Origin of the sequence: Ornithinibacillus halophilus (genome assembly GCF_900129485.1) — a bacterium.
GTDB lineage: Bacteria > Bacillota > Bacilli > Bacillales > Amphibacillaceae > Ornithinibacillus > Ornithinibacillus halophilus.
In genome coordinates this window covers 1-14,619 of the sequence record NZ_FQVW01000024.1, presented here as the reverse complement: position 1 = coordinate 14,619, position 14,619 = coordinate 1, and the positions used below count along the sequence as shown (strand labels likewise).

The window sequence follows — 14,619 nt, the reverse complement described above, 5'->3', positions numbered from 1 at the left end:
AAATCGCTCGCCCTTGGGTAAGAAGTGATCCCCACAAAAGTGAACTCGCTCGCCCCAGGGAAAGAAGTGATCCCCAGGGTAAGGAAGTCGCTCGCCCTTGGGTGAAAAGTGATCCCCACAATAGGAAATACGCTCGCTCTCTATTCAGAATTGATCTCCATAGTTGATAACTCGCTCACCATTGGTACAAAAACAATCCCCAACCCCTTTATTCATTCCCAAATGTTTGGTCAAAAGTATTCATTTCAGGATCTTCTTTTAATTCTTTAACTGGATATGGACTCTGTTTTAGTTTTTTATCCATTTGCATTCCAAATTGTTGGCCTTCATTATCATTGATAATACTTTCTCGTGGACCATCAAAATGGGGATTTTTCATCCCATAGTCCCTGTCTTTATCATTCATAACAACACCTCCTATTAATAGGATGCTTAATTCACGCTTATTTTAGTAAAAAGTATGAAGAATGCTTTACAATTATTTTCATCAGGACTATAGTAGTATTTATGCAAAATAGTTACCTAGGTAACTATTTTTAATTGGAGGATATTTATGGTTAAAAATCAAGATATAATTCACCAACTGAATCAAAAGGTTCGTTACATTAATAAACATTTAAACGATTGTTTAAAAAATCATGGTTTATATAATGCACAGTGGTCGATTATTTACTATTTATATAAGAACGGTGCGAAAACTCAAACTGAAATCACTCAATACTTTCATGTGGAGGCACCTACCGTTACAAGAACATTAAAACGGATGGAAGCCAATGGTTGGATTAGCAGAACTCAAGGTCAAGATAAACGTGCGCGATTAATTCAGTTGACTGATAGTGCTAAAGAGAAATACTTTGATATTGAAAAATCTGTAGCTTCTCATGAAGAAAAAATGCTGGAGCAGTTATCAGAAGAAGAAAAAAATGTTTTTTATCAATTAATACAAAAGTTAGTTTAGCATAGTAGAGGAGAGGTAACATCATGAGTAATCATAAAGTTCCTATTTGGACAAAGAGTTTTATCAGTATATCATTAACACAATTTATTGTATTTGTTGCTTTTTATGCATTGCTTACGACGTTACCAAATTATGTGATTCGGAATCTTGGTGGAACAGAAGCACAAGGTGGATTAGTCGTTACAAGTATGCTTGTGGCAGCAATTATAATGCGGCTGTTTTCTGGAACATTACTAGAAAAAATGGGGAAGCAAAAGTCGCTAATTTGGAGTACTATTTTATTCTCTTTAACGATGTTTTTATACATCTGGGTCGATGGGTTCATCCCATTATTAATTGTAAGGTTTATTCATGGGATTTCATTTGGATTTTTAACGACTGCAACCAGTGCGATTGCAGCAGATTTAGTCCCAGATGAACGAAGGGGAGAAGGGCTTGGTTATTTTGCTATGTCAATGAATATAGCAATCGTTATTGGACCTTTCTTAGGGTTGTCATTAATTCAGGTTGCAAGTCCTCAGTTATTGTTCATTGTATTAAGCTTTATCATGGTTGGTGGGGTTTTCTTAGCATTCTTGGTAAATGTTCCAAACGTGGCAGTACAAGTAAATGCGATTAAGAGAAAGTTCTCTATTCATGATTTATTGGAGTTTAAAGCATTTCCAATTGCTATTATTGGTAGTTTAGTTGGGATTGCCTATTCTAGTATTTTATCGTTTATTTCTGTTTATGCGACTGAAATCGATTTAGCTCATGTTGCTAATTATTTCTTTATTGTATTTGCAGCAGTTATGATTATTTCTCGTCCTTCATTAGGACAACTATTTGATGTAAAAGGTCCAAAATATGTAATTTTTCCATGTGTATTTATTTTTGCTGCTGGATTAGTAATGTTAAGTTTTACTAACACAGCCTGGATGTTTTTAGTGTCAGCAGTATTAATTGGATTGGGCAGTGGTTCTTTATTACCTAGTTTCCAAACGATGTGTATACAAGCAGCAGATAAGCATAGAAGTGGACATGCTACATCTACCTTTTTTATTTTCTGGGATTCAGGTATCGCCCTTGGTTCTTATTTACTTGGCATGATCGTAGCCCATTATAGCTTCCAGGCTTTATATATGACAGCTGCAGCAACTTTAATAGTTGTAATTGGGTTGTTTATGATTCAACAATCTTGGCAAGGAAAGAAAATAAAATTTGAGAGGGTACCAACTGAATCAGGGAATCAGGTTGGTTGATGTGTTCGGACATTTAATACGTTAAATCTTATAATCTGGCAATTTTAACTTCCCTGAGGACATTTAGTACGCTATTTACTAGTTTTATCAAATAAATTTACCTGTATATCCCAAATAACGGAACAGATGTCCTTGAGATATCGAAAAAGCTGCATATTGGGTAAATAACGGAATGGATGTCCGCAACCCCCCCGCACAACCCACGCAACCGCACAAACGCCACAACCACAAAAGGAGCAAGGACACCAATCCTTGCTCCTTTTCATATGAATTAATACACTTTATCCCCATTAAAGATGGAATTTTTCACGACAACATAGTCAACATGTCTAATGGCATCAAGTGTGTTGCCACCAGCATAGGAGATACTAGATTGTAAGTCTTGTTCCATCTCAATTAATGTATCTTTCAATGGACCTTTGTAGTCCACGTACATCTTCTTACCTTCCACGTTTTTCTTTTCACCTTTTTGGAATTCTGAAGCAGAACCAAAATATTCTTTATAAAGCTTTCCTTCCTTTTCAACCGTTTCACCTGGTGATTCTTCGTGGCCGGCGAATAGAGACCCGATCATTACCATAGTTGCTCCAAAACGAATTGACTTGGCAATGTCACCATGAGTACGAATACCGCCGTCAGCAATTAAAGGTTTAGTAGCAGCTTTTGAACACCATTTTAAAGCTGCTAATTGCCAGCCACCAGTACCGAAACCAGTTTTGATTTTCGTTATACATACTTTACCAGGACCAATTCCAACCTTCGTTGCATCTGCTCCAGCATTTTCCAATTCTCTTACTGCTTCTGGAGTACCAACGTTCCCTGCAATAACAAAGCTTTCAGGAAGATGAGTTTTAATATGTCGAATCATTTGGATAACGGCATCGGAATGGCCGTGTGCAATATCGATCGTAATAAAATCTGGTGTTAACCCTTGATTTGCTAATTCTTCAATAAATAGGTACTCTTCATCTTTTACCCCAACACTAATCGATGTAATTAAGTTACGAGCATTCATGTTTTTAATAAAATCGATTCTTCTTTCTGGTTCAAAACGGTGCATGATATAAAAATACCCATTTTCAGCTAATTTTAAAGCAATTGTTTCATCAATAATGGTCTGCATGTTAGCAGGAACGACCGGTAATTTAAATGTATGTCCACCTAATGTAACGGTTGTATCACATTCTGAACGACTTCTCACAATGCATTTTGCAGGAATTAATTGTATATCTTCATAATCAAATACGTTTTCCATATCCACACACTCCTAAACACGAATAATAATTATAATTTATATTTTAATTGTTCGTCTTTAATTAATTTACAACAAGATCATTATATTGTCAAAGTAATTATCATTATTTAATTGTGGAAGGGAAAAGTAAAAATATGTAAAGCGGTTCAATATCAAGACTTCACAGCTTTAATTAATAAATAGGAGAGATACTTACTATGAAGAAATTAATGATATTACTTATAGTGCTTATATCGTTCCACGTTGTTATTGCCAAGGAAATACAAGCCTCAGAAGGTACATCACATATGATCTTAATTCCACCGGAAAATCCCTATTATCCAATGCCTATATTGGAATATGATTTTAATCATGATTCACAGGTGGAATATCTGATCCCATTTACGAATGAAAAATATAATGAATACGGGGTATCCCTATGGCTAAAATCCGAACATACTGGCATTAAAAAATGGGAAACCAAACAACGAGGAATTGGACTGTCCTATTCAGCATTGGTTGATCTTACTGGTGACGATGTAAAAGAGTATCTATTTGGAGTAAAAATAGGTGCTTCTGCTGGCAATATATTAAGCGTTTTTGAACGGAAGGGAAATCATTTAGAAAAACGTGCTGAATGGAACTACCATATGATAGAACCTTTCGAAGGTGGTATAGCATTATGGGACCGGATATTAGCCGATGCCTATATTGTGGATGTACTGAAATGGAATGGAGAAAAATTTGTATTTGATGAACAATTATTTAGTGAATACTATCCGACAATAGAAATATTTTATAAAGAAAAGATACAAAAGCTGGATGCTTGGTTTTATTGGTATGCATTAGCTGATGCACAGATAAAAGCAAACGAGATACAAAAAGCGAGAAATTCTATTAACTACGGAATATCTTTAGCTGAACAATTAGGAATGCCAGATGTTGTAGATAAATTTAAAGACTTTAAAGAGCAAGTACAAAACCACTAACGATCACTTCCAAATCGCAGCTTAACTTACCACTTTGAAGAATTTTTTGGTAATATAGATAAGATGATACATAAATAAAAGTGGGTGTCTTACATCCAGTTATAGATTAAGAAATCAATTTAAAAAAGTTACTGGAGGACATAGAGATGATTCATGTAAAAACAGAAGTAAAACAGTCAAAAGTTCATGGGGAAGGGTTGTTTTTATTAGAGCCAGTAAAAAAAGGGGATATTATTGCCTCTTTAATTGTCGATGCAAAGATAATGACAGAAGAAGAATATCAAGAAGAACAACGAAAAAATAATGAAATTGTAGTTAAAACTGGAGTACGTTTCGCAGGAGAATATTTCTTATATAAGGATACAATCGATAATGAAGAATATATTAATCATTCGAATGATCCTTCTATGCTGTATCATTGTGGAATCTGCTTTGCTAAAAGGGATCTAGACGCTGGAGATGAGCTAACGGTAGACTATAAATATTTCTTAGCTAGAGACGATATCTTCCAATTTTCAGATGAAGATACGAGTCAAAAAGTGGATGGAATGGACCCTAAAAAAGCCATGATTGATTCTGCAAAAGAATTAATCGAACTTTGGAAGTAAACGGGGTAATAGCCATGGAGAAACATTGGATTGAACGTTTTATAAATGATAATTTCTCAGAATCAGAGCTGAATAGGATGATGACAGAGTATCCATTATTTGTAGCTCAACGTGTAAGAAATATGCTAGAACAACATAATCCTATTGATGCAACTAAGGCAGCTTTAAAGCTATTTGAAATTGTAATTCATTTTAAATCATATTACGTGTTTTCTTATTACTTACATCTAATTAATAATGACCCGGAATTTTCAGAAGACCGACGAATCAACGCTTTTGTAAGAGGGAAGATTGATCGTCTTTCATATGGAGATATGTATGGGCTATTAAAACGAATTTTAAAGCATATGAAGCAACAAAATAAACTGGGGGATTTTGAGGATTTCTATAAAGCTACTAAACATACAAGCTATAACCGCGCGATGGATCGACTTATTAATCTTAGAAATGATATAGCCCATGATCGGGTTGTAATTACCAATTTTAATAGTAATGAAATTGGGGAAACGTTTTTTAAATTATTAGGAACGGTGTTAAAACGAAGTAAGCATTTATTACAATATCGAATCATAGTACCGATTAGAAGACAAGGTTCAAATGCGTATGAAGTATCTATTTTTAAAGGGTCACACTCGGTCCCATTATTTGGTGTTTGTCCAACGAATGAAAACTTAATTGATGATACGGTATATTTAACCAATGAGGACAATCAATTTTTCATCAATTTATCTCCATTTTGGGCATTCTTACCAACACCTGAATCGGCAACAAAAAAACTGTTTCTATGTACTGTCGAAGGAGAAGACAAATCCGTTTGTTGTGTAGAGTATTTTAATAACAAGAAATTTTATAGTGAAGAAATGAAACAGCGATTTGATCAAACATTATTATCGCTAATGCCTGATTACAAGTATCAAAAAGACTCGTATCAAAAAGGATTTAATTTACTATGTAAACGTCAGACGGTCCATTTAACAGTAATGAATCAATATGGTGACTTGAAGACGGAGCATTTTATTCAAATTAAAAAAATAAAAGATAACCCAAATCAAAAAGAACAAGATAAAGTGAAATTAGATTACCATGATGCTCCATACTATCCGATTTCTGATGATGAATTTCAGTTAAAGGCCTCAGATGATAATGGAAATGAACTACCAATACTATATGACATTCACAATGATGGTTTTAGAGATTTTCGAATTGGAACAGGAAAACCATTAGCACTTGATGAAGAAAAGAAAATACACATGAGTTGCTTTGAACCATCGTTAATGAAACCATTATTTGAGGAATGTGAGGACTATTATGAATTTGATTTTTCGGAACCAACAGAGGACTTTGAATTCTATATTCACTTTCCAAAAGGCATCCAAGTAAAAACGTGCTCGATGTTTTATCTTGGAAAGGATAAGCAAGACCCGATCAATCGTAATATGACCTATGATATCTTAAATGAAGAGGACGGTCGTCAAATGATTTATGCGCATATTCATCGACCTGTCATTGAAGAAGCTGTTAAAATAGAATTTACAGTTAACATCGATCATTTATCAGGGTCAGATAACGAAGCTGACAGTAATAAGTTTTATGTTGGAATGAAAACGTATGAATTACTAAAAGACTCCGAGCAACGAAAATGGCAAGTAAAACAAGAAGAAGACGGAACGATTATTTTAAAGCCAGAATAAGTACTATAGGTTTAATTACTCGTTTGTTCTGGAGAAAATAATTAATAATTTGAAATAAAAATAAAGGATGATGAATTTGGCAGATACACATACCTTTTCTAAGGGTGAAGAAATAGCAAATGCAATAACACATGGAATTGGTGCTGTGTTAAGTCTGGCAGGACTTGTTGTACTAATTGTTTTTTCCTCTGTCCACGGTAGTGCATGGCATGTTGTAAGTTTTACAATATTTGGAGCAACAATGTTTATTTTGTACATGTCTTCAACTCTAGTACATGCAATGCCACCAGGAAAAGCAAAAGATTTATTTGAAATCTTTGATCACTCATCAATCTACTTTTTTATTGCAGGTACCTATACACCTTTCACCTTTATAGTTATTCAAGGTGCATTAGGGTGGACGATGTTTGGAATTGTTTGGGGCCTAGCAATAGGAGGAACAATATTCAAGTCATTCTTTGTAAAGAAATATTTGTTTACATCAACTATTCTCTATCTCGCGATGGGATGGATGGTCATTATTGGTTGGAATAGAATTGTGGATAACTTAAATTTTAATGGTGTTGTTTTACTTGTTGTAGGTGGTCTTTGTTATACAATCGGTGCTGTCTTTTATATGTGGCGTGGTTTTAAATACCATCACATGGTTTGGCATTTATTTGTAATAGCTGGATCGACAGCACATTTTTTCTGTATATTGTTTTATCTATTACCTAACTAAAATATTAATTAAGATAAAGGAGTAAGATAGAAATGTATCGTAAAAAAGAAGATTTTTTAAATGACTGGAATATGGCTTCAGAAGGGACGCTTCGAGTAATTGAAGCAATTTCGAATGACAAATTAGATCAAGCAGTTGTAGAAGGGCATAATACATTAGGTTGGCTAGGTTGGCATCTAGCTACAAGCCCGGCATTTTTTGCAAGTCAAATTGGGTTGAATGTAACAGTAAGTGGGGAACCAGCTGTTGTGCCAAATAACGTTAGTGAAATTGCTGAAGGATATAAAGCAATCGCTAATAAGGTTAAGGAAGAAGTAGAATCTAACTTAACAGACGAGCAATTAATAGAAACAGTTGAGAGCTTTGGCAATCAGGTGCCACGTGGGGCATTATTACGTTCCTTAATCGATCACCAAACCCATCACCGTGGTCAAATGACCGTATTATTACGCCAAGCAGGATTGAAAGTACCTGGTGTAATGGGACCAACAAAAGAAGACCAGGCAGCACAATAGAATAAGGGCAATTTAAGAACCGAACTGATGAATTTTCAGTTCGGTTTTTCTAACTTATTCATCATTTAATTGATACCTTAAGTAATTGTAATTTGAAGTAGGCTCTCTCTTGATAATAACATCGTTCTCATCTCGGTAAATTTCATATTCCCTATACACTTCAACGTAATTACCATCTACTTCTTTCGTTTCTTCTAAGACAGATTCTAATGATGAAAAAGTAGGGATGTCAGTACTAGCAGTAGGTTGATTGACGCTTGTAGGAACTTCATCCTCATATACAATATAGTTCGCCTCATCTTTTTCCACTGCATCGGTTTCAATAAAACTAACAGCAACAATTACTGCTAATACTCCTAATACATATAGACCGACCCTCATATCATTAACTCCTTTCATCTGCTGTTTAGTAAACTATATGCATGTACAAATAGTAATACAACCAGCATAGAAAGAGTCATTAAAAATATCGACTAAAATAAAAATAGCCTACGATTACAACGAGATCATGTTGTTAGTTGGATTCTTTGATTTTTTCCACTGTGTTTTCTCTATTCCAAACAAAATCCAAGGAGAAGGCAATTCAAACGAGTGATTTTCTGGTAACTGATTTGCTTCTTCTTTCGTCAAATCCATCCATATATACGTTTCCTCTTCCGTTTGTTTAAGAAGTTCTTGATATTCTTTGGAGATTGTTTCCCATAACCCTTTTTGATTGTTGATATCATTCCATGGATAAATGGCATGTAAGTATTTGTGTTTTTTCTGGTCGACTTTTGTAATCAGAATTCGCGTTTGATCCATATTTTCATAAAATGTCCAAGTATCCAAATCCTTTTTTTGAAATAAATCCGTTGAAGCAGGAAAAGGGTAGTAACATTCATATGGAAAAATAGCCTTCGTTTTTAAATACATTTCATCCAACCAAACGATTTTTTGTTGCATATCATGAATTTTATTCCAAGTTTGACCACCAGACTCTAATGCAGAGGTATCTTTTGTTATCGCTCCGTGTAGCATCGTGTATGATTGAAATCCCATTTTTTCTAACACACGTCTAGCAGGAAAGTTCTCTTCCTGAGTATTCGCGCCAACCCAATGGATTTCATCTACTTTAAAAGCTTCATCTTTTACAAATTCCATTAATTTAGTTGCAAAATTCTTCCCTCGAAAACGCATATCACTACGTAGTCGGCCAAGCATTGCATAGCGTTTTGCATAAATAGAATAGCCACCAACACTAGCTAGTTTTCCATCGCTAAAAAGACCGTATAAACGATTAGGTCCAGTTATTAACCGGTCAAAAATACGTTTAACATAATCCTCAGACTTACCTGTATCCATTGCTTCTAAAAGTGGGTAATCTTCCTCATTCAATAATCGAATTGTTTCCTTCATTCATCGCCACTCCCCAAGTTTTCTTTATCTACTTGAATTATAATTTCTTTTTGTAATGAATGAAATGAAAAAGTTCTTATAACGAAAAATTCCTAAGCCAACGAACAACTTAGGAATTTTAATGTTTCTACTTTTGAACTATTTTAAACGACCTTCATCTTTTAATCGTTCCTGATAATACATAAAGATTACGATTATCAAGCTTGCAAGTGAAAATTCGGATAGGAGCATAAATGCAATCGCATGGTGTCCTGTAATTAGATTAACCCCGGTTAATAATAACGGCGGGAAAAATCCACCGAGTCCTCCCATTGCTGATACAACCCCGTTGACGATACCAGCTTGTTTGGAAAAATACAGAGGTACTAATTTAAACACAGTACCATTACCAATACCAACAGCTATCCCAACTGCTAACGCTCCAACCGTATACCATTCAATATTTGGAGAGAATGATAATAAGATCCCTGATAAGGTTACCCCTAGGAAGACCCACATTAAGATGATGAATGGATTAAATTTATCTCCTAAAAAACCACCAATAGGTCGTAAAAGAGTAGCAATAACAATAAATCCTGCTGTTCTCATCCCAGCATCAACAGGTTCCAAGTGGTAATGGTCAACTAAGAAGCTTGGTAAAAATATCGTAAACGCAACAAATGAACCAAAAGTAATGAAATAGAAAAGGCTAAGGAACCACAATGTTGAATTAGTGTAGACACCTTTAATTTGTTCCATCATTGATTTCTTCGATTTAAGTTCGTTTCGATCACCAAAGATAAAATTAAGAACAGCAAATAACGCTAGTAATAATAGAAACGTACGCACTGTATTTTGCCAACCAATTGATTGTGCTAATACAGGTGCTCCAAACGTAGTTAATGCTGTTCCAATATTACCAACACCATATATTCCATTAACGAAGCCGTGTTTTTCTTTTGGATAGTATTTAGGTAGTGATGTTACCCCAATAGAAAATGTTGCTCCACCAATTCCGAGTAGAAGTCCACCGATTACTAAATCGACGAATGATTCTGCAATACTTATATAAAATACCGGAAATAAAAGTGCTATTAAACTGATGACAAATAATGTTCTTGCACCAAATCGGTCTGTATAAAATCCAATGGGAATCCTTAATAAGGAACCGAGGATTACTGGGATTGCAGTAACGATTGAAGCTTGACCTGATGTTAATGTAATATCTTCCTGAATACTCGGCATTAAGGAAGATATAAGAACCCAAACCATAAAGCCAATTACAAGACTTGATGTTTGTAAGGGTAATTGAATTTTATTCTTCATATACACTCTAATCCTTTCTCTTCAAAAAATCATATTCTGGTAGCTGCAAAATCATGAAAATCTTTTTATAAAGTATTTACAGTTATAGGTAAAGTTATGTAATAAGAGAGGTGTCTAAAGAAAATTGGATATTCAGTTAATTTAAAGTATAATGATAGGAAATAACTGGTTAAATGAGTAGATATTCGCAAAAGGAGCTGAAGTTGTGGGATTAGTAACGGTAGACTTTGATGGGACCCTTTTTAAGGGGAATTCGTTCAAAATAATGTTTCAAGTGGCTAAGAAAGATTTTAAGCTAAGAGAATGGTTAGTGGTTGCTATAGGTCTTGTAAAAGCAATCGTAATTGGAGTGTTTCAAGGAAAGGAAAAATTTCGCCACGCTTTTTTTAAGGCATTTGCGAAATCCTTCAAAGGTAAATCTAAAGAGGAACTAGAACATTTCTTTATTCAGCTAGTTGATATTGGAAAAAAAGAAGTTAATTATGAATTGATCCATAAGCTAAGGCAGCATGAAAAAGACGGGGATACTGTCATTGTAGTATCTGGTGCATTAATGCCTTTTTTAACTGCATTTACAAAAGAAGTTAATTTATCTGTTCAAGTAATAGGTACCGAGCTAAAGTATGACAAAAATGGAATTTGTAATGGTCAAATTGGAACAATAGTTAATGGTGAAGTGAAAGTTAACAGGCTAAAAGAGTGGATTCAGTTACACGAAAAAGAAGGGGAAATTAAGGAAATCTGGGCATACGCAGATAGTGAGAGTGATTTACCTTTGTTTAACTTTGTTCAACATCCAATTGTCGTTAATCCCAAAGATAATATGAAAGAAATAGCACAAAAAAATCAATGGCCAATTTTCGCTTAATAAATTTGCCGTGCCCCAATCTATAAAGTTACATAAAATGATTTGTAAAGAGGTGAGGAATTCTCACCTCTTTATTTTTAAGTTATTATTGATACCAGATACTAATACTTGGTATAATTAAATAAAAAAGGTATACTAATTATTAATAAGAATTACATGAAGTTTTCTGTATAAAGAATTGTTACGTATTATGAACAGAAATGGGGATTATAATGACAAAAAAGAGAATTGCTTTTGTAACGGATAGCACTGCTTTTTTAACGGAAGAATTAAGAAATCATCCAGACATTTATGTAGTACCAATTGTCGTCATATCAGATGGTAAAGAGTATGAAGATGGGATTGATTTATCCTCTGACCAATTATATGAGATTATTAGAAATGAAAAACAAGTACCTAAAACTTCTCAGCCTTCTGCTGGTAGATTTAAAGATTTGTATGATCAGTTGAAAGAAAAGTATGATTCAGCAATCGCCATACACGTCTCTAATAAGTTAAGTGGCACAATCTCCAGTTCGAAAACAGGTAAAGATCATTCAGGTTTTGATGTTGAAATGGTAGATTCGTATTCCTTGTCATATGCGATCACAGCTTTACTTCAAAAAGGTATCGAACTAGCAGAAGAGGGGCTAGATAACAAACAAATTGCAGAAGAACTAAGAGGTTTAGCGAAAAAGTCTAGAAATCTAATATTACTTGGTAGCCTTGAGCAATTGTATAAAGGTGGTAGAATGTCAGGGGCTCAATTTTTATTAGGAAACTTTTTAAAAATAAAACCTATTCTATCCATTGATACTAATGGAGAACTTGGATTAATTGAGCGTATTCGATCGGAAAAGAAGGCAACAAGTAAGGTTGTAAATTTATTTAAAGAAGCATATGAATCGAAAAAAATTAAGCAATTAGGAATCATGCACGGGAATGCAATCAATAAAGCAATGGAAATGAAAGAATTGATTGAGGCAGAAATCTCCGGGTTACCAATTGAAATAGGGGAAATTAGTTCATCCCTTGCAGTTCATGCTGGGGAAGGAACATTAGGTCTGTTTTGGAATGAGGAATAATGAAACATGGGACAGTCAATGTCCTGTGTTTTTTTTGTGAAATCAAATCCCAACTGTATCAAGTTCTATAAGTTAACTCTTGTTTCGTGTAATATAATTGTAATTTGAAGTTAATAGACTTGTTACTAGAACATGCTATAATTGCTTCTGGACTACTAGATTTGTAACCGGGAAGTAGGAAGCGAGGGAAAAAGTTGGGTAAAAAGATAACTGTAATTACCTTAGCAACGCTATTAGTAATAGGATGTCCAATCTTTTATAGTTATGCTGATACAAAAGATTTAGATGAAATAAAAGACCAACGTAAAGAGATTAAAACAGAACAAACGCAGGTTAAAGCACAAATCAATGAAGTGCTAACTGAAATAGATGAGTTATGTCTTAAATTAGAAAGTGTTAATGAATCGATAGAAGAAAATGAACGTTTAATAGAAAAGACGGAAGAAAATATTACTGAAACAGTTGAAGATATTCGAGTACTACAAGAGGAAATTGAAGAACTTGAAGAAAATATTGAATCACGATATGAAATTCTTGAAGACAGAGTTGTTTCTTATCAGCGTAATGGGGGATCTATAGGATTTTTAGAGGTTGTATTAGGTTCAGAAAGCTTTGGAGATTTGATCACTAGAATCGTATCTTTAAACAAAATTGCTGAATCAGATGTCTCTTTAATGGATCAACTTCAGGCTGATAAAGATCAAGTTGCAGAAAATCAACAATCAGCCTTTGACAAGCTGGATAATCTTAATCAAATGAGAACAGAACAAGAAGAAACGCTAGAGTTAGTGACAAAGCAAAAACAACAGTTAGTTCAAAATACAAAAGCATTAGAAAGAAAACAGAATGAATTAAATGATATTATGGATCGCTTACAAGCAGAAGATAGTAAATTAGCATCTGTTGAGGCTCAAGTGAAGCGTGAAATTGAAATTGCTAGACAAAAGGCGATAGAAGCGAAGAAAAGAGAAGAAGAAAGAAAAGCTAGAGAAAAAGAAAAAGCTAAATTAGTTAATAGTGACAAAGAAAATGAATCTTCACTTGAAACCAAAAATGCAGAGACGTTAATGATGACTTCTACTGCTTATACTGCAAATTGTACAGGCTGTCGCGGAATAACATATACAGGAATTAACCTAAAAGAAAACCCAGATGCAAAGGTAATCGCAGTCGACCCATCTGTTATACCTTTAGGTTCAGTTGTTCATGTTGAAGGTTATGGTTATGCCATTGCAGGTGATATAGGAAGTGCTATAAAAGGAAATAAAATTGACGTTTTTGTACCAACTAAAAAAGAAGCCTATCAATGGGGAGTTCGAAGAGTTAAAGTAACCATTCAATGATATAAAGAGAACCGTAACAGTTCATTCTAGAAAGAGACTGGCACATAACTAAATAATCGCACTATAAAAACGAACAATACTAGTCGTACATGTTGTTATAGTTAGTTGTTTATAGGGGGTATTGCTTTTTATAGTTAATAAAAACTCAAAGATAGTGCTTAGTTGATTTCCGCTGCTGGCAGTCGCTTTCCTCGGGCACGGCTTCAGCCAGGCTACTACTTGAATAATCTTCTTTGCTGCCTTGTACCGAGGAATTAACTTCTATGATTTGCTAGTAGACGCAGGTACATCTTTGTGGGGTCTTCAGACACGTGCTATTCCCGTAGGAGTCGACTGCCATCCGCTCCAATCAACAATCTAAATTGCAATACTTTTAAATGGATTTCAAAACTAACGAAGGAAATACACGAAGACTCCTCGGAAATAAAAAACAATTTCCTTCGTGCGATGATAATGCTGCCGTAGCATTACTTGTCCTGCGGGAGGAGAGGCATAGGTGAGACCCCATGATGCGCTTGCGTCTGCTAGTAAAGATCTGAAGCAGGCTTCCTCAGCGCAAGGGAGCAAGGAAGATTAACCACGTAGTACCCTGGCTCACCAGCCGCCCACGGCAAAGAAGACACTGTGAAAGTGACCGAAGGAAACTTGAACAGATGTCGCACTTGTGCTGGAAGTGAAAGCGAA

15 protein-coding genes are annotated in these 14,619 nt (G+C 34.7%); 10 read left to right on the top strand and 5 right to left on the bottom strand.

Translation table 11 applies throughout. The annotated features are described in order from the left end of the window. Positions 1 to 208: 208 nt before the first annotated feature. Positions 209 to 406, bottom strand: coding sequence for a hypothetical protein (locus tag BUB12_RS10465; protein WP_072890721.1), 198 nt, complete (start codon positions 404 to 406; stop codon positions 209 to 211). A gap of 147 nt (positions 407 to 553) precedes the next feature. Here BUB12_RS10465 and BUB12_RS10460 point away from each other — a divergent pair, with 147 nt between their 5' ends. Continuing rightward, positions 554 to 958, top strand: coding sequence for a MarR family winged helix-turn-helix transcriptional regulator (locus BUB12_RS10460; RefSeq protein ID WP_072890720.1), 405 nt, complete (start codon positions 554 to 556; stop codon positions 956 to 958). A gap of 23 nt (positions 959 to 981) precedes the next feature. Next, the gene (locus BUB12_RS10455; RefSeq protein WP_084063299.1) at positions 982 to 2,199 is read left to right on the top strand and encodes an MFS transporter; all 1,218 of its coding nucleotides are present in this window, start codon (positions 982 to 984) and stop codon (positions 2,197 to 2,199) included. A gap of 271 nt (positions 2,200 to 2,470) precedes the next feature. Here the strand turns inward: BUB12_RS10455 and guaC are convergent, their stop codons facing one another. After that, a complete protein-coding gene (gene guaC / locus BUB12_RS10450) occupies positions 2,471 to 3,454 on the bottom strand; it encodes a GMP reductase (protein WP_072890716.1) in 984 nt (327 codons plus the stop codon). Between the two features lie 197 nt (positions 3,455 to 3,651). Here guaC and BUB12_RS10445 point away from each other — a divergent pair, with 197 nt between their 5' ends. The 5 genes from BUB12_RS10445 to BUB12_RS10425 all read left to right on the top strand — a co-directional run bounded on the left by BUB12_RS10445 (position 3,652) and on the right by BUB12_RS10425 (position 7,957). Then, a complete protein-coding gene (locus BUB12_RS10445; protein WP_072890715.1) occupies positions 3,652 to 4,422 on the top strand; it encodes a hypothetical protein in 771 nt (256 codons plus the stop codon). A 146-nt stretch (positions 4,423 to 4,568) separates the two neighbouring features. Further along, a complete protein-coding gene (locus BUB12_RS10440) occupies positions 4,569 to 5,030 on the top strand; it encodes an SET domain-containing protein-lysine N-methyltransferase (RefSeq protein ID WP_072890713.1) in 462 nt (153 codons plus the stop codon). A gap of 14 nt (positions 5,031 to 5,044) precedes the next feature. Beyond that, complete coding sequence (locus BUB12_RS10435) at positions 5,045 to 6,721, top strand: hypothetical protein (RefSeq protein ID WP_072890711.1); 1,677 nt, start codon at positions 5,045 to 5,047, stop codon at positions 6,719 to 6,721. Positions 6,722 to 6,797: 76 nt separating this feature from the next. Next, entirely contained in the window at positions 6,798 to 7,442 is a 645-nt protein-coding gene (gene trhA, locus BUB12_RS10430; protein WP_072890709.1) for a PAQR family membrane homeostasis protein TrhA, read from the top strand. A gap of 32 nt (positions 7,443 to 7,474) precedes the next feature. Next, positions 7,475 to 7,957 carry a DinB family protein gene (locus tag BUB12_RS10425; RefSeq protein ID WP_072890707.1) on the top strand — a complete coding sequence of 161 codons (483 nt, stop codon included), beginning with the start codon at positions 7,475 to 7,477 and terminating at the stop codon, positions 7,955 to 7,957. A gap of 54 nt (positions 7,958 to 8,011) precedes the next feature. On the opposite strand, the gene BUB12_RS10420 is transcribed toward BUB12_RS10425, so the two are convergent. From BUB12_RS10420 to BUB12_RS10410, 3 genes are all read right to left on the bottom strand, one after another. Beyond that, positions 8,012 to 8,338, bottom strand: a complete 327-nt coding sequence (locus BUB12_RS10420; RefSeq protein WP_072890706.1) for an RNA-binding protein — start codon at positions 8,336 to 8,338, stop codon at positions 8,012 to 8,014. 114 nt (positions 8,339 to 8,452) lie between these two features. Then, complete coding sequence (locus BUB12_RS10415) at positions 8,453 to 9,355, bottom strand: GNAT family N-acetyltransferase (protein ID WP_072890704.1); 903 nt, start codon at positions 9,353 to 9,355, stop codon at positions 8,453 to 8,455. A 138-nt stretch (positions 9,356 to 9,493) separates the two neighbouring features. Continuing rightward, a complete protein-coding gene (locus BUB12_RS10410) occupies positions 9,494 to 10,660 on the bottom strand; it encodes a nitrate/nitrite transporter (RefSeq protein ID WP_072890702.1) in 1,167 nt (388 codons plus the stop codon). Positions 10,661 to 10,865: 205 nt separating this feature from the next. On the opposite strand from BUB12_RS10410, the gene BUB12_RS10405 reads away from it, so the two are divergent. From BUB12_RS10405 to BUB12_RS10395, 3 genes are all read left to right on the top strand, one after another. Further along, positions 10,866 to 11,528, top strand: a complete 663-nt coding sequence (locus BUB12_RS10405; protein WP_072890700.1) for an HAD family hydrolase — start codon at positions 10,866 to 10,868, stop codon at positions 11,526 to 11,528. 212 nt (positions 11,529 to 11,740) lie between these two features. Next, the gene (locus tag BUB12_RS10400; RefSeq protein WP_072890699.1) at positions 11,741 to 12,592 is read left to right on the top strand and encodes a DegV family protein; all 852 of its coding nucleotides are present in this window, start codon (positions 11,741 to 11,743) and stop codon (positions 12,590 to 12,592) included. Positions 12,593 to 12,786: 194 nt separating this feature from the next. Next, positions 12,787 to 13,935, top strand: a complete 1,149-nt coding sequence (locus BUB12_RS10395; protein ID WP_072890697.1) for a PcsB-like coiled-coil domain-containing protein — start codon at positions 12,787 to 12,789, stop codon at positions 13,933 to 13,935. The last annotated feature ends 684 nt before the right edge of the window (positions 13,936 to 14,619 follow it).